Genomic DNA, 15,041 nt, shown 5'->3' on the forward strand with positions numbered 1-15,041 from the left:
TGGGCACGGATCAAGCGCGACACGAAGGGGTGCGCGTGTCGACCAAGTCGCAGGCCGATGTTGCCGAGCTCATTGCCGAGTATGACGAGGAACGGCCGTCGCGGGTGTTGTCGCGGCGGTGGGAGTCGGGGGTCTGGGCGGCGGGACTGGCGGTTTCGCTGCTCGTCGTGAAGCAGGTGTTCTGGCCGTTCAGCGAGGGCGGGCAGTACTACCTGGTCATCTTCCTCGCCGTCACGTTGCCGTTGGTCTTCCTCTGCTACCGGGGGAAGCGCGGCGGGCGTGAGGATCCCGGGCCGGTGGACTGGGTGTTGGCCGGGGCGGCGTTCCTGGTCGGGGCGTACCCCTTGTTCGGGGGGTTCGACGCCTTCCTGGACCGTCAGGGGCAGTTGACCGACCTGGACGTCGTGGCGGGGACCGTCCTCCTTTTGTTGATCTTGGAGGCCTGCCGTCGCACTACCGGGTGGGTGCTTCCGGTGGTGTGTGTGGGGTTCGTCGTTTTTGCCTACTACGGCGGGTACTTGCCGCCGTCTTGGGACATCTCCCACGCCGGGGTCGACTTCGGGCAGATCATCAACGGGTTCTACAACGATGCGACCGGGTTCTACGGGACGCCGTTGGACGTTGCGGCCACCTACATCGTGTTGTTCACGATCTACGGGTCGGTGCTCAACGCGTCGGGGGCCGGGACGTTCTTCGTGGACATCAGTTTCTCGGCGTTCCGGAAGTCGCGGACCGCGCCCGGGCGTACTGCGGCCACGGCCGGTTTCCTGCTCGGGACGGTGTCGGGGTCGGGGACCGCCACGACGGTGTCGCTGGGTGCCGTCACGTGGCCGATGTTGAAGAAAGCGGGCTACCCCAGGGAGAGCGCGGGTGGGTTGCTCGCCGCGTCGGGCATCGGGGCGATCCTGTCGCCGCCTACGCTGGGCGCCGCCGCGTTCATCATCGCCGAGTTCCTGGAGACCTCGTACCTCCAGGTGCTGATCTGGGCGATCCTGCCCACTTTGCTCTACTACCTCGGGATTGCGCTCGCCGTCGAGATCGACGCTCGTCGGTTCGGGGCGAAGCCGGTGGACATCGACGCGCCGAGCCCGTGGGCGTTGCTGAAGCGCGGTGGCTACCACTTCTTGTCGCTGGGTGTGATCGTCGTGTTCCTCGCGATGGACATCCCGGTGTACTCGGCCGTGGTCTACGCCACCGGGGTTGCCGCGGTGTTCGCCCTTGTGGCGCAACGAGGTGACGTGCGGGGTTGGATGCGGGCGATGGCGGATTCGTTGTCGCTCGGCGTGCGTAGCGCGTTGCCGGTCATCGCGGTGTGCGCTGCCGCCGGGGTGATCACCTCGACGATCACCAAGACCGGGCTGGGGATTAAGTTGGCTGCCGCCCTCGTCGACATCGCGGAGTTCGTGTCGTCGAACCCGACCGTCGTGCTGTTCGTGACGGTGGTGTTGGCGGCGGTCGCGGTCAGTGTGCTCGGGCTCGCCGTGCCGGTCACCGCGTCGTTCATCATCTCGTGGGTCGTGATCGGGCCTGCGCTGATCGAACTCGGTGTGGCGCGGGAAGAAGCGGCGATGTTCATCTTCTACTACGCCGTTCTGTCCGAGGTGACGCCGCCGACCGCGCTGGCCGCGGTGGCTGCCGCCGCCATCACCGGTGGCGACGTGATGAAGACGATGTGGCGGACGTGGAAGTACACGTTGCCCGCCTTCCTCGTGCCGCTCGCCTTCGTCCTCACCGACAACGGTTCGGCACTGCTGTTGCGCGGGTCGTTCGTCGACTCCGTCTGGGTTTTCGCCGTCTCGGCGGTGGGTGTCGCGGCGCTGGCCGCGCTCACCGGCGGGTGGCTGTTCGGTCCGGCGCGGTGGCCGGAGCGGGTGCTGTGCCTGCCCGCCGCGGTCGCCCTGCTCTACCTGCAACCGGTCACCGTCGCCATCGGCCTGGGGTTCCTGTTGGCCGCGGTGGCCGTGCACCTGCTCCTGCCCAAGATCCTCCTGCGGGGAAAGGAACAAGATGCGTAGCTGGAAGGTCCCGGTCGCCATCCTCGCGGTCGCGTTGGTCGCGGCCGGGTGTGGTGGGAAGCGGGCTGCGTCCGACACGGGTACCGGTGCCGCCTGCGAGGCCGCGGAAGGGCGGATCACCATCGCGACCGGCAACTCCGGTGGCGTCTACTACGTCGTCGGTGGCGGGCTGGCGAAGTTGATCAGCGACAACACCAAACTGAAGGCGACCGCCGCCGAGACCGGGGCGTCGGTGCAGAACATCCAGCAACTGGTCGCGGGCGACTACGACGTGGCGTTCTCGTTGGCCGACACGGCCGCCGACGCGGTCAACGGCAAGGGCGCGTTCGACGGCAAGCCGCAGCAGGTGCAGGCCCTGACCCGGCTGTACCCGAACTACACGCAGGTCGTGGTGCGCGCGTCGAGCGGGATCAACTCGATCGCGGACCTGAAGGGCAAGCGGATCTCCACCGGGTCGCCCAAGTCCGGCACCGAGGTCATCGCGAACCGGCTGCTCGCCGCCGCCGGGCTGGACCCCGAGAAGGACGTCGAGGCGCAGCGGCTCGACCTCGCCAAGACCGCCGACGGGATGAAGGACGGCAGCCTCGACGGGCTGGTGTGGTCCGGCGGGCTGCCGACGGCGCAGATCACCGACCTCACCACGTCGCTGAAGGACCAGGTCAGGTTCATCGACATCACGCCGCTGCTGCCGAAGCTGAAGGAGGTCAACCCGGTCTACGACAAGGGCACGATCCCGGCCGCCACCTACGGGCAGGCCGCCGACGTGCCGACGGTCGTCGTGCCGAACGTCCTGCTGGTGAAGGCGGACTTCCCGGACGCCAACGCGTGCGCCATCACCAAGCTGGTGTTCGACAAGAAGGCCGACCTGGAGAAGGTCCACCCGGCCGCCCGGGACATCGTCGAGGAGAAGGCCGCCTTGACCGACCCCGTGCCGCTGCACGCCGGTTCGCTGGACGCGTTCGGCGGCTGACCGGCGGGGTCATCTAGGCTGCTCCACCGTGCGTGTCCTGGTCATCGGGTCTGGCGCCCGTGAACATGCCCTCGTCCTCGCGTTGTCGCGGGATCCTTCGGTGATCGCGCTGGCCTGCGCACCCGGCAACGCCGGTATCGCGGGCCTGGCGGAGATCTACGGGGTCGACGCCGGCGACCCCGGTGCGGTCGCCGCGCTGGCCAAGGAGTGGAACGCCGACCTCGTCGTGGTCGGGCCGGAGCAGCCGCTGGTGGCGGGTGCGGCGGACGCCGTGCGCGCCGCCGGCATCCCCTGCTTCGGCCCGTCCGCCGAGGCCGCCCGGATCGAGGGCTCCAAGGCGTTCGCGAAGGACGTCATGTCGGCGGCGGGCGTGCCCACGGCCACGTCGGAGGTCGTCGACAACCCGGCCCGGCTGGACGCGGCACTGAACCACTTCGGGCCCCGCTGGGTGGTGAAGGACGACGGGCTCGCGGCGGGCAAGGGCGTGGTCGTCACCTCCGACCGCGCGGTGGCGCGGGCGCACGCCATGACGCTGCTCGACCACGGCCACCCGGTGCTGCTGGAGTCCTTCCTGGACGGTCCGGAGGTCTCGCTGTTCTGCCTGGTGGACGGCTCGACCGTGGTGCCGCTGCTGCCCGCGCAGGACTTCAAGCGCGTCGGCGACAACGACTCCGGGCCGAACACCGGCGGCATGGGGGCGTACGCGCCGCTGCCGTGGGCGCCGGACGACCTGGTGCCCACGATCGTGTCGACCTGCGTGCAGCCGGTGGTGGACGAATTGGCCGCGCGCGGCACCCCGTTCACCGGGCTGTTGTACGCGGGTCTCGCGCTGACCTCGTCGGGGCCGCAGGTCATCGAGTTCAACTGCCGGTTCGGCGACCCCGAGACGCAGGCGGTCGTCGCGCTGCTCCGGACGCCGCCGGCTGGTCTGTTCCTGGCGGCGGCGAACGGCACCCTGGCGTCCGTCGGGCCGCTGGAGTGGGCCGACGGTTACGCCGTGACGGTCGTCGTCGCCGCCGAGGGCTACCCAGGCCGTCCCCGCACGGGCGACGTCGTCACCGGTGGTGACGCCGAAGGCGTGCTGCACGCGGGCACCCGCCGCCGCGAGGACGGCGCCGTCGTCTCGACCGGCGGCCGTGTGCTGTCCGTCGTCGGCACGGGTGATTCGCTGGCAGACGCCCGTGACGAGGCTTACCGCCGCGTCGACGCCGTTCACCTGACCGGGTCGCATCACCGGACGGACATCGCGTTGCGCGCGGCGAACGGGAAGATCGAGGTCTGAGGCCTTCTTCGCCGGAGGTGCGCCGGGATTTCCCGCGCACCTGCCGGCTCCCCGTTCAGCCACCTGCGCTACGACATCCGAGCGAGGGCGGAACCACCCCACCCCCGACTTCGTCCAACCTCAGACCCGGTTCACGCGGTCGTTGGTAGCCTGCGAACCGGGACCAATCCGTTACCGACCGTACGGGGGATGGGCGTCGTGGCAGAGGAGAACGGCCTACTGGGAGCCGTCGCCGGCGTGGGCGGGGCCATCGGGCGTGCGGTCGGCGACATGTTCGCGGCGGAGAAGCGCCTCAACGACACGGTGGCCAACTCGCCGGGGGCCGGGCAGAAGTTCAACGTCACCAAGGACACCGTCCTGCAAGCCGGGCACATCATCGACGCCCAGCTCGACAGCCTGCGGAAGGCCTACCGCCACGCGAGCGACGACCTGCGCGTCCAACTGGCCGACGCGGACGACGTGAACTCCGACATCGCGGCGGCGTGGAACGACCGGCTGGTCGAGGGCGAGGGCTCGTACGCCCAGCGGATCGCGGAGTACATGGACAGCCTGCACGGGCTCATCACGCAGCTCCGGGCCGCCGCGGTGCAGTACGGGCACACCGAAGAGGAGATCCAGGCTGCGATGGGGTCGACGCGTGCGGCCGGCTAAGGGAGTCTTCGCAGCTCTGCTCGCAGCGGCCGCGGTCAGCGCCTGCACGACCGGGGGCGGGACGACGGGGACGCCGACACCGGTGACGTCGGACACCGGGTCGTCCGACACGCCGTCGACCTCCACCAAGGCTCCTGCGGCGCGTCCGAAGGAGATCAAGCTGGACGGGATCGATCCCTGCAAGGCGCTCACCGCCGCCCAGCAGACGGAACTCAAGATCGACGAGTCGGAGAGCGACCCGTCGGAAGTCGTGAAGGGCACCACCTCGCCCTCCTGCGCCTACACGAGCAATGCCGAGAAGTCCTACGTCTACCGCGTCACCCTGATCTCGAACGAGGGCATCGACCACTGGGACGGTCCGAGCAACCTCGACGTGGCCCCGAAGCAGGTGTCGGGTTACGCCGCTGCGCAGGTCATGTTGAAGGGAACGTCGACGCTGGAGTGCTCGGTGGCGGTCGACGTCGCGGACGAGCAGCAGCTGTTCGTGCAGTTCCTCCCTTATTCCAGGGTGTTCACCCAAGACGAGATGTGCCAGAACGCGGCCAAGGGTGCCGAGTCCGCGCTCAAGACGCTGCAGACTTTGAAGTGAGGGGGAGCTGTGACGGGCTTCAGGCAGATTCAGGATCACCGCTTCGAAGGCTATGACAACCCGGGCCTGGCCAATCTGGTCGTCAAGTTCTCGACCAGCGACGCGGCTCAGCAGTTCAGCAACGCGTCGCACGCGCTGCGGCAGTTGGCGGGCAGCCTCGCCGAGGTGGACGAGACCCTGCGCACCGAGCTGAGGAAGCTCGGCATCGAGTGGCAGGGCGCGGCCGGCGACAACGCGGGCCAGGCCGTGACGGTCTCCGCCGACGTGGCGACGCAGGGCGACGAGGCAGGCAAGCAGAACTCGCAGGCGACCGCGGTCCAAGGTGCGTCGTACAGCCAGTCCCGCAACGCGATGCCGGACCCGCAGGCCCTCCGTGGTGACACGGAGACGAGTTTCTGGGACGAAGCCGGTGGGTTCTTCGGGTACGAGACGGATCACGCCAAAGAGGTCAAGCAGACGCAGGCGGCCCGTGAGCAGGTGATCCGCGGGTTCGACCAGTACGTCGACGCCAGCCGTGACTCGCTCAACCAGTACCAGGGCATGACCAAGCCGTCGAGCTTCGAGGTCACCACGACGTCCAGTGCGGTCAGTACGCCGGTCGCTCCCGTGCAGCAGTTCAGCGGCGGCATCCCCGGTGTGACCGGCGGTGTGCCCAGTGGTGTGTCCGGCGGCGTGCCGGGCACGTTGCCCGGTGGCGGCCTGCCCGGTCAGCTTCCCGGCGGTACGGCGGGCCTCCCGACGCAGCTGCCCGGCGGCGGCACCACCGGTATCACGCCGAACTCGCCCGGTCAGTTCGGGACGCCTCCGGTCGGGCCCGTCCTGCCCGGCAAGGTGACCGGTGGGCCCTCCGGTCTCGGGCTCGGTCTCGGGCTCGGCCTCGCCGGTGGTACGGCGTTGGGCCTGGCGGCCGGTGCCGCGCGTGGTGCGAAGGTGGTTCGGAACCCCTCCTCGACGTCCGTGCCCGGTGGCAAGACGGGCGACGGGCCGCACGGTGGCGGCAAGGGTGCGCCCGGCGCGGGCAAGGGGGTCGCTGTTCCCGGCGCCTCTCCGTTGTCCGGCAAGGCCGGGATCTCCGCCACCATCGGGGCCATCGACCCGGACGAGCCGGCACGTGGTCGGCCGGGCGCCGGTGGTGCCGCTGTCGCGGGCAAGGCCGGTGCCGGGTCGATGTTGCATCCCGCCGCCACCGCCAAGAGCGGTGAAGGGGAAGAGGACGGGGAGCACATCCGGAAGTACGGGGTGGACTCCGACGACGTCTTCGGTGATGAGCGGATGGTCGTGCAGTCGGTCATCGGCGACGAGCTCGAGCAGAAGTGACCGCGGGGGGCACCGTCGTCCTGTCCACGCTCGAGTTCGACGTCGCGTGGGAGGCCGAACGGCTCACCAGGCGCAACGTCGCGCTGGACGTGCCCAGCCCCGGTGTGACGCACACCGAGCGCGCGGTGTTCGTCGAGCAGGCCTGGGGCTCCCTGGAGGAACGCGGACTGGCCGACGGGCGGAGGCTGACGCCGGAGCTGGCGGACGCCTTCGCCCTGTTGGCCAACCCCCAGGTCTCCGTGGACATCTGGATCTGGGTGGACCGGCGCAAGATCAAGGGCCTCGCGGCGGCGGCCGGGGAAGAGGCCATCCTCGCCGTGGTCGACGGGGACGAGGTGTGGCTGATCGAGTCACGGGCCGGCGCGCTCGCCGAGGCCGCCGTGTCGGTCACCGGTGACATGCCCGCCGGCTACGGGCGGTCGATCAGCCTGCCGAACGAGGTGCTGCGCGCCGCGTCCGACGAAGCCGGGCGGGACGCCGAGAAGCTGGTGCTCGCGCTGGAGCGGCAGGGGTTGCCGTTGAGCGACGCGCAGGAGCTGGCCGGCATGTGCGACGGGATGGGCACCCGTGGCCAGTTCGGGGCCGAGCGCGCCCAGCAGGGCGGTCCGCCGGTGCGCGCGAACCGCGTGGTGGCCTGGCACGACACCCCGTCCGGGCGTTACCTGCACCAGGTGCGGCCCAGTTCGGACGGTCGGAGCTGGAGCACCATCACGCCGATCGACAACGCGCGGCTCGCGTCCTGCGTGTGGGAACTGGTCCAAGAGGTGTAGCCGGCGGAACCCGGGCGGTCGCTGTGGCGTTCAAGCTCATCGCGAACCCGCCGCGCTCGGCCGACCTCCGGTTGAGGTTCGGCGGTGCGGGCACTCGCGGCCTCGGCCGGGCTGCGTGCTCGGCGTGCTGACCGGCGACGTGCTCACCGTCCGCGAGTCGGCGCCGGACCTGGCGAGTGCGCTGGTGGGCCGTTCGACCCGGTGCGACTGTGACGGGGAATCGCCGCGCTACTGGCTGGACTCCGGTCATAACGGGGGTGCGCGCGCCGCGGAAACCCTAGTATCCGAGGAATGGCGGTCGCGAAGTTCAACGCCGAGGCGATGGAGCAGTGCCGGAGCACGGTCAGTGCACAGGCAGGTCAATTCGGCGCGGTGGGTGACGGGTTCTCCGGGCATTACGCCGATCCGGACATCTTCGGCAAGCTGGCGAATTCGGGCGGTCTTTCCTCGGCCGCCGCCGAACTCGACGGGAAGGCCGGCGCCGAGTTCGCGGCGGCCGAATCACTGCTGGGCAAGGTGGAGCGCGCGCTGGACGCGGTCCAGGCCGCGGTGGTCGACACCGAGGACGCCAACGCGGCCTCGTTCCGGGCGGTGTGAGCTGATGAGCGCGGTGGACGAGGTCGCGGGACTGCCCGGCGGGCAGGCGTTGGCGCAGCTGGCGGACAAGGTGGCGACGGCCCGGCCGGAGGCGGTCAAGGAGATCGCGGACCGCTGGAAGCAGGCCGCCACGAAGGGCGCCGATGCCGGCAACACGGTCCAGCAGTCCGTCGGGCGGCTGGACGGCGCGTGGGAAGGCGGATCGGCGGACGGATTCGTCGCCTACATGGTCGAATTCACCAAGGGCGGCACCGCGTTGACCGACGCGCTGACCGCGGCGGCGGGCGACCTCGAATCGGCCGCGGCCGCGCTCGAATCGGCGAAGTCGTCCATCACGCGCATTTGTGAGACTCTGCTCGGCCGCGTCCGGCAGTTGCGCGCGCAGGACCACGGCAGGCCGCAGGCGGACGTCGACAGCGCGATCAGCGCCCTGTGCGCGGAAGCGGCGGGTGACGCGCGACCGGTGATCGAGCAGGCCGAGCAGGCGTTGAGCGGCGCGTTGGGCGCGTTGCAGGGCCGGGCCGGCTCGATCACGCCCGCGTTCTCGACCATGGCCGACCCCGGCACCCAGCCGTTCGTGCCCGCGCCCGGTCAGCCGATCACCTGGAACCCGACGCCCGAACCGGAGACGAAGCCGTCGTCGGCCGAGTCCCCGCCGGCCCAGTCCCAGCCCCAGCAGTCGGGCAACGGCTCGGGCTCCCAAAGCGGTGGCTCCGGTGGCGGTGGCGGCGGAAGTGCCGGTGGCGGCGGCGGTGGCGGCATGGGTGGACTCGGCTCCAGCGGTGGGCCGCCGAGCAGCGGCCCGCCGCCCGGCAACGTCGAGCAGTGGATCCGCGAGGCGATCAAGATCCTCCAGGCCAACGGCATCCCGGTGACCGAGGAGAACATCGACGAGATCTGGACGATCATCGAGAAGGAGTCCGGCGGCAACCCGCACGCGCTCAACGACTGGGACTCCAACGCCGCCAAGGGCACCCCGTCCAAGGGCCTGATGCAGTGCATCGACCCGACGTTCCAGGCCCACAAGCTGCCCGGCCACGACGACATCTGGAACCCGGTGGACAACATCATCGCGGGCGTCCGCTACACGTTCTCGCGGTACGGCGGGTTCGAGGGGCACCCCGGTCTGAAGTCGATGGCGGGCGGTGGCGGCTACCAGGGCTATTAGCCTGTACGCATGCTGGGTGTAGCCGCACGGGCGGACGTGCCGCCGTTCCACGTCATGGAGATCGTGTCGGCCGCCGCACGACGGCAGCGGACGCATGGGGACGTCGTCTCGCTGGCCGCCGGCCAGCCGTCGAGCCAGGCCCCGGCGCCGGTGCTCCGGGCGGCCGAGCGGGCGCTGCGCGAGCAGCCCTTGGGCTACACCGAGCAACTCGGCATCGTCGAGCTGCGGACTGCCCTGGCGGGCCACTACGAACGCCAGTACGGGCTGGACGTCACGCCGGACGACGTGGTGGTGACGACCGGCTCGTCCGGCGCGTTCCTGCTCGGGTTCCTGGCCGCGTTCGACGCGGGTGACCGGGTCGCCCTGGCCAGGCCCGGCTACCCCGCCTACCGCAACATCCTGCGCGCCCTGGGCTGCGAGGTGGTCGAGCTGCCGTGCGGCCCGGACACCCGGTTCCAGCCGACGGTGGCGATGCTGGACGAAGCCGGCCCGCTGGACGGCCTGGTGGTGGCCAGTCCCGCCAACCCGACCGGGACGGTGCTGCTCCCCCACGAGGTCGAGCAGCTCGCGCAGTGGTGCGCGGAGCACGGCACCCGGCTGGTGAGCGACGAGATCTACCACGGCATCAGCTACGGCACGCCCCTGGCGAGCGCCTGGCAGACCTCGCGCGACGCGATCGTGGTCAACTCGTTCTCCAAGGCGTTCGCGATGACCGGCTGGCGGCTCGGCTGGATGCTGCTGCCCGCGCGGCTGCGCCGGGCCGTCGACCGCCTGACCGGCAACTTCACCCTCTGCCCGCCCGCGCTGGCGCAGCACGCGGCGGTGGCGGCGTTCGAGCCGGAGTCGTACGCGCAGACCGCGCGGCTGGTGGAGGGCTACCGGCTCAACCGGGACGTGCTCCTCCGGGGGCTGGCGGACCTGGGCATCGACGAGGTCGCCCCGGCGGACGGCGCGTTCTACGCCTACGCCGACGTCTCGCACCTCACCGACGACTCGATGGCGTTCTGCCGGCGGTTGCTGGACGACACGGGCGTGGCGATCGTGCCGGGCGTGGACTTCGACCCGGTGCACGGCCACGAGTTCGTCCGCCTGTCCTTCGCGGGGTCGTCCGGTGACGTCGAAGAGGCGCTGCGCCGGCTCAAGGCCTGGCTCTGACCAGGGAACCAGCACGTCACCCGGTACGTTGGAGGGGACATGGTCAAGATAATCCTGTGGCTGCTCGCGGCCTGGCTGGTGCTGTCACTGGTCGGTGCCGTGGTGAAGGGCCTGTTCTGGCTGGCGATCATCGGCGGCGTGCTGTTCCTCGGCACCGCCGCGTACGGCGCGATCAAGAGCAGCGGCCGCAAGGGGATCAAAGGCCCCCGATAGCTGGATTACCGCAGGCCGGGCGTTCACCATGGGGCGGTGTTCGAGACTGATGAACGCCGGCTGGCCCGGTGGGAGCGGCGTGCCGAGTGGCCGCTGACGGCGCTGGCCGTCGTGTTCGTGGTGGCCTACGCCTGGCAGGTGCTCGACGACCGCTCGACGCCGGGGCTGCACGCCGTCCTGGAGGTCGTGCTCTGGGTCGTCTGGCTGGTCTTCGCGATCGACTACGCGGCCCGGTTCAAGCTGGCCGCGAACAAGCGCAAGTTCTTCGTCTCGCACCTGTTCGACCTGCTCGCGGTGTTGCTGCCGATGGTCCGGCAGCTCCGCGTGCTGCGCCTGGTGACCGTGCTGAAGGTGCTCAACCGGCGGTTCGCGGGCAAGATCCGGCAGAAGGTCGGCGTGTACGTCGCGGGCGTCACGACGCTGGTCGGGCTGTGCGCGTCGCTGGCCGTGCTGGACGCCGAACGCCACCACCCGGACGCCACGATCACCACGTTCGGCGACGCGGCCTGGTGGACGCTGACCACCATCTCCACCGTCGGCTACGGCGACCGGTACCCGGTGACGTGGGAGGGGCGGCTGGTGGCCGCGCTGCTCATGATCGGCGGGATCGCGCTGCTCGGCGTGATCACCGGGACGATCGCGTCCTGGCTGGTGGAGCGGTTGAGCGGGGTGGAGGGCCAGGTGGTGGAGGCGGAGCAGGCGACGGTGGCGGAGCTGCGGTCGGTGCGGGCCGAACTGGCGGAGCTGCGGACGGAACTGCGGGCGGCCAGGGCCGAGGGCTAGGCGTCCGCCAGGTGTCCGTACGGCTTGGCGTGCAGCAGGCCCAGCCGCACCAGCTCGTCCCGCGCGTGCGCGGCGCCCTGCCACCACACGCCGATGAGCCCGGCGGTGACCGCGCCGTCCACGTTGTCCCGGCGGTCGTCGAAGAAGACGCAGTCCCGCGTGCCGAGCCTCGCCGCGAGGGCCTCCCAGATCGCGGGTGACGGCTTGGCCACGCCGAGGTCACCGGAGAACACCAGGTGCCGGAAGTGCTCCGTCCACGGCTGCTCGGACACGATCTTCCCGAACGACGCGGGGGCGTTGGACAACAGCGCCAGCGGGACGTCGGCCGCGGCGAGTTCCACGATCAGCTCGACCGCTTCGGGCGTCGGCCTCAGCCAGCTCTCCGCGTCCAGGCCGGTCAGCTCGTGGGCCAGCTCCTCGGACACCGGCACGCCCAGGTCGCGCCCCACCGTCCGCCAGTACTCCACGTCGGAGGTGCCGTGGTCGTAGGCCTGGCGGGCACCCCAGTAGCTCGGCGCGAACCGGTCCTCGGGTACGCCCAGGCGGGTGGCCAGGGCGTCGAGGGAAGGGGGCTCGCTGATCACCTTGCCGTAGTCGAACACCACCCAGCGGCGGCTCACGAGCTCACCGACTGGATGCGCTTGAGCGCTTCGGCGACGTCGGCCGCGTTCACGTCCCGGTGCGTCACGAACCGCACCTTCCCCGCCATCGGCCCGGCGTAGACGCCGAGGTGCCGCAGCCCGGTCAGGGTGACCTCCAGGTCGGGCACGCCGGCCAGCACGATGTTGGTCGCCGGTTCGTCCACCTGCCAGCCGAGGTCGCGCAGGCCGTTGGCGAGCGTCCGGGCGTTCGCGTGGTCGGCGGCCAGGTCGTCGATCCGGTCCAGCCCGACCAGGCCCGCCGCGGCCAGCACGCCGCCCTGCCGGACGCCGCCGCCGAGCATCTTCCGGACGCGGCGGGCCTCGGCCACGAAACCGGACGAACCGGCCACGACGGACCCGACGGGCGCGCCGAGGCCCTTGCTCAGGCAGACCTGGACGGTGTCCACGCCCACGGTGAGCGCCGCCGGCGGCACTCCCAGCGCCACCGCCGCGTTCCACAGCCTTGCGCCGTCCAGGTGAACTTTGAGCCCGGTCTCCCGGGCCACCGAGACCAGCAGGGCGTGCTCGTCGGGCGGCGTCACGGCCCCGCCCGCCGCGTTGTGGGTGTTCTCCAGGCAGAGCAACGTGGTCCGCAGCGTGTAGTACGGCCCGTCGGCCCCGGCCGCCGCGCGCACCGCGTCGGCGGTGAAGCGACCGGGGGCGTCCCATTCGAGCGGGTGCGGCATCCCGCCCGAGATCCAGGCGGCGGTGCCGAGTTCGTTGTCCAGCACGTGCGCGCCGCGCGCGGCGAGGAACCGGTCGCCGGGGCGCAGGTGCACGGTGAGCGCGATGAGGTTGCCCATCGACCCGGACGGCACCCACAGGGCCGCCTCCACGCCGAGCAGGTCGGCGGTGCGTTCCTCCAGGGCTCGCATCGTCGGATCGTGTTCGAGCACGTCATCGGCGACTTCGGCGCCCGACATGGCCAGGCGCATGTCCTGGTCTGGGCGGGTGACGGTGTCGGAGCGGAAGTCCAGGGGTGCGAGCTGGGTCACGAATGGATCACATCACATGCGGCAAGCCCTTACCCAGTCGTGCCGGTCGTACCACCATGGGGGTGACGCAAGTCTCGGACAACCGGCGTGCAACCGTAGAACCCTCCGGTTCCGTCCGGTAGGTGCAAGCACGACGAGCGGAGAGAGTCCGCGTGGATCAGCGCGACGAGCAGGAGTTCGCGGAGTACTTCGCAGCTCGCCGGGAGGCCGTGCGCCGAACGGCGTTCCTGCTCTGTGGTGACTGGCACCGGGCGGACGACCTCGCGCAGACGGCGTTCGTCGCGTTGCACCGCCGGTGGCGGAAGGTCCGGGACAAGCAGGCCCTGGACGCCTACGTCCGCCGGACCCTGGTGCGCGCGGTGATCGACGAGTCGCGCCGGCCCTGGCGGCGGGAGCGCTTCGTGGACGAGGTCCCGGAGACGCCTTCGCACGAAGGGGAGATCGCCGACGCGGTGGCCACGCGCGAGGCCCTGGTCGCGGGCTTGAAGCGGGTTCCGCCCCGGCAACGGGCGGTGCTCGTGCTGCGGTTCCTGGAAGGCTTGGACGTGTCGGCCGCGGCCGAGGCGCTGGGGTGTTCCGAGGGGACCGTGAAGAGCCAGACCTCACGGGGCCTGGAGGCACTGCGGGAGGCGTTGGGCGACACGATCGACGACTTGCGGCCCGCGTCGTGAGAGGGAGGTGGAGGTAGGTGGACGAGCGCAAGATCGCGGAGCTGTTCCGCGACGCGGCGAGCGACGCGCCGCCCGCGTCCTTCGACGTGGGCAACGTCCGGTCGGCGTCCGGGCGGGCGGCCGCGCGGCAGCGTTCGCAGATCGCGCTCGGGTCCACCCTGGCCGTGGTGCTGGTGCTCGGCGGCGTGCTGGTGTCGACCGACCTGATGACGCGGTCGGACTCCGGGCTCGCGACGTCTGCGGGTTCCGCTGAGTACTCCGCTTCCCCTAACCTCAGCCCTCTCGCGGTTCCCGACCCCGGAGAGGCCGGGAAGCGCGTGGAACCCGACCTGACCGGCGGCCCGCCGCCCAAGAGCATCCCCGAGGACCCGTCTACGCAGGGGGACGGCCAATCGGGGACAACCGGTCGCTCGCCGACCGGTGGCACCTCCGGGTGCCAGGAGGTGGACCGGGAGCTCGCCGTCGCCCTCGCCGACGAGCTCCCGGCCGCCGAAGGCCTCCAGCCCTCCTACGCGGTGGCCAACTGCCCCTCCGGTGCGCGCGGCGCGAGCTTCCTGCTTCGTGACGGGAGCGGGGTGTACGGCGTGCTGTCGGTGGTGCTGGTGCCGCCGGGACAGCAGGCGTTGGCTTCGACGTCGGTCGCCGAGGGGCGGGCCGAGTCGCGGCTGGGCACGGTGTACGTGCTGACCGAGCCGGCCCAGGGTTCGGCGGCGGGGCCGTTCGAGGCGGAGCTGTCGAGCCTGGCGGCGAAGGTCGCCGGGAACCTCTGAGTTCCGTCGCCGCCCGGACGTCACCCCGCGGGGGAAGCCCTGGACTGGCGGGGCGGAGACACCGGTCGCATTCTGGAACAGGCGTACCACTAATTTGGTACGTTGGTACCAGATTGTGGAGGTGGTTCTCATGGCGTGGGCCGTGCTCATCGTGTCCGGCTTCTTCGAGGCCGGTTGGGCGGTCGCGCTGAAGCTGTCCGACGGCTTCAGCAGGCTGTGGTGGACGGTGGCGTTCGCGGTGTGCGCGCTGGTCAGCTTCGCGGGTCTGGCGTGGGCGATGAAGCAGCTGCCCGCCGGACCGGCGTACGCGGTGTGGACCGGCATCGGCGCGGCGCTCACCGCCGTCATCGGCATGATCTGGCTGGGCGACGGGGTGTCGACGCTGAAGCTGGTGTCGCTCGGGCTCATCGTCAGCGGTGTCATCGGTCTGAACCTGGCCGGTGGCGGGCACTAG

General features: G+C 71.0%; 17 protein-coding genes. 15 read left to right on the forward strand and 2 right to left on the reverse strand.

The annotated features are described in order from the left end of the window. Positions 1–35 precede the first annotated feature (35 nt). From FHS29_RS05385 to FHS29_RS05440, 12 genes are all read left to right on the forward strand, one after another. Positions 36–2,015, forward strand: a complete 1,980-nt coding sequence (locus FHS29_RS05385; protein ID WP_184688873.1) for a TRAP transporter permease — start codon at positions 36–38, stop codon at positions 2,013–2,015. Further along, positions 2,008–2,985 (forward strand): TAXI family TRAP transporter solute-binding subunit, encoded by a 978-nt coding sequence (locus FHS29_RS05390; RefSeq protein WP_184688875.1) that lies wholly within the window; start codon positions 2,008–2,010, stop codon positions 2,983–2,985. The genes FHS29_RS05385 and FHS29_RS05390 overlap by 8 nt, the downstream gene beginning before the upstream one ends. Positions 2,986–3,013: 28 nt before the next feature. Then, positions 3,014–4,267 (forward strand): phosphoribosylamine--glycine ligase, encoded by a 1,254-nt coding sequence (gene purD / locus FHS29_RS05395; protein WP_184688876.1) that lies wholly within the window; start codon positions 3,014–3,016, stop codon positions 4,265–4,267. A gap of 189 nt (positions 4,268–4,456) precedes the next feature. After that, on the forward strand, positions 4,457–4,918 hold the full coding sequence (locus tag FHS29_RS05400; RefSeq protein WP_184688878.1) for a hypothetical protein: 462 nt from the start codon (positions 4,457–4,459) through the stop codon (positions 4,916–4,918). Then, complete coding sequence (locus tag FHS29_RS05405; protein WP_184688880.1) at positions 4,905–5,507, forward strand: DUF3558 domain-containing protein; 603 nt, start codon at positions 4,905–4,907, stop codon at positions 5,505–5,507. Before FHS29_RS05400 ends, FHS29_RS05405 begins: the two co-directional genes overlap by 14 nt. A 9-nt stretch (positions 5,508–5,516) precedes the next feature. Beyond that, positions 5,517–6,824, forward strand: a complete 1,308-nt coding sequence (locus FHS29_RS05410; protein WP_184688882.1) for a PPE domain-containing protein — start codon at positions 5,517–5,519, stop codon at positions 6,822–6,824. Beyond that, positions 6,821–7,594, forward strand: a complete 774-nt coding sequence (locus FHS29_RS05415; RefSeq protein ID WP_184688884.1) for an ESX secretion-associated protein EspG — start codon at positions 6,821–6,823, stop codon at positions 7,592–7,594. Before FHS29_RS05410 ends, FHS29_RS05415 begins: the two co-directional genes overlap by 4 nt. Before the next feature lie 291 nt (positions 7,595–7,885). Continuing rightward, positions 7,886–8,191, forward strand: a complete 306-nt coding sequence (locus tag FHS29_RS05420) for a hypothetical protein (protein WP_184688885.1) — start codon at positions 7,886–7,888, stop codon at positions 8,189–8,191. A gap of 4 nt (positions 8,192–8,195) precedes the next feature. After that, the gene (locus tag FHS29_RS05425; protein WP_184688887.1) at positions 8,196–9,359 is read left to right on the forward strand and encodes a transglycosylase SLT domain-containing protein; all 1,164 of its coding nucleotides are present in this window, start codon (positions 8,196–8,198) and stop codon (positions 9,357–9,359) included. A gap of 9 nt (positions 9,360–9,368) precedes the next feature. Then, entirely contained in the window at positions 9,369–10,514 is a 1,146-nt protein-coding gene (locus tag FHS29_RS05430; protein WP_184688889.1) for a pyridoxal phosphate-dependent aminotransferase, read from the forward strand. Between the two features lie 39 nt (positions 10,515–10,553). Continuing rightward, entirely contained in the window at positions 10,554–10,727 is a 174-nt protein-coding gene (locus tag FHS29_RS05435; protein WP_184688890.1) for a hypothetical protein, read from the forward strand. A 36-nt stretch (positions 10,728–10,763) separates the two neighbouring features. Then, on the forward strand, positions 10,764–11,510 hold the full coding sequence (locus FHS29_RS05440; protein WP_184688892.1) for a potassium channel family protein: 747 nt from the start codon (positions 10,764–10,766) through the stop codon (positions 11,508–11,510). On the opposite strand, the gene FHS29_RS05445 is transcribed toward FHS29_RS05440, so the two are convergent. Together FHS29_RS05445 and FHS29_RS05450 are read right to left on the reverse strand one after the other, a co-directional pair. Beyond that, positions 11,507–12,130: an HAD family hydrolase gene (locus FHS29_RS05445; protein WP_184688894.1), complete on the reverse strand. Its 624-nt coding sequence runs from the start codon at positions 12,128–12,130 to the stop codon at positions 11,507–11,509. The genes FHS29_RS05440 and FHS29_RS05445 overlap by 4 nt on opposite strands. Beyond that, complete coding sequence (locus FHS29_RS05450; RefSeq protein ID WP_184688896.1) at positions 12,127–13,146, reverse strand: threonine aldolase family protein; 1,020 nt, start codon at positions 13,144–13,146, stop codon at positions 12,127–12,129. Before FHS29_RS05450 ends, FHS29_RS05445 begins: the two co-directional genes overlap by 4 nt. Positions 13,147–13,298: 152 nt before the next feature. Here FHS29_RS05450 and FHS29_RS05455 point away from each other — a divergent pair, with 152 nt between their 5' ends. The 3 genes from FHS29_RS05455 (at position 13,299) to FHS29_RS05465 (ending at position 15,041) form a co-directional block, all read left to right on the forward strand. Then, positions 13,299–13,817: a SigE family RNA polymerase sigma factor gene (locus FHS29_RS05455; RefSeq protein WP_184688898.1), complete on the forward strand. Its 519-nt coding sequence runs from the start codon at positions 13,299–13,301 to the stop codon at positions 13,815–13,817. Positions 13,818–13,834: 17 nt separating this feature from the next. Then, positions 13,835–14,587: a hypothetical protein gene (locus FHS29_RS05460; RefSeq protein ID WP_184688899.1), complete on the forward strand. Its 753-nt coding sequence runs from the start codon at positions 13,835–13,837 to the stop codon at positions 14,585–14,587. 130 nt (positions 14,588–14,717) lie between these two features. Then, positions 14,718–15,041: a DMT family transporter gene (locus FHS29_RS05465; protein WP_184688901.1), complete on the forward strand. Its 324-nt coding sequence runs from the start codon at positions 14,718–14,720 to the stop codon at positions 15,039–15,041.

Origin of the sequence: Saccharothrix tamanrassetensis (genome assembly GCF_014203665.1) — a bacterium.
Lineage (GTDB): Bacteria > Actinomycetota > Actinomycetes > Mycobacteriales > Pseudonocardiaceae > Actinosynnema > Actinosynnema tamanrassetense.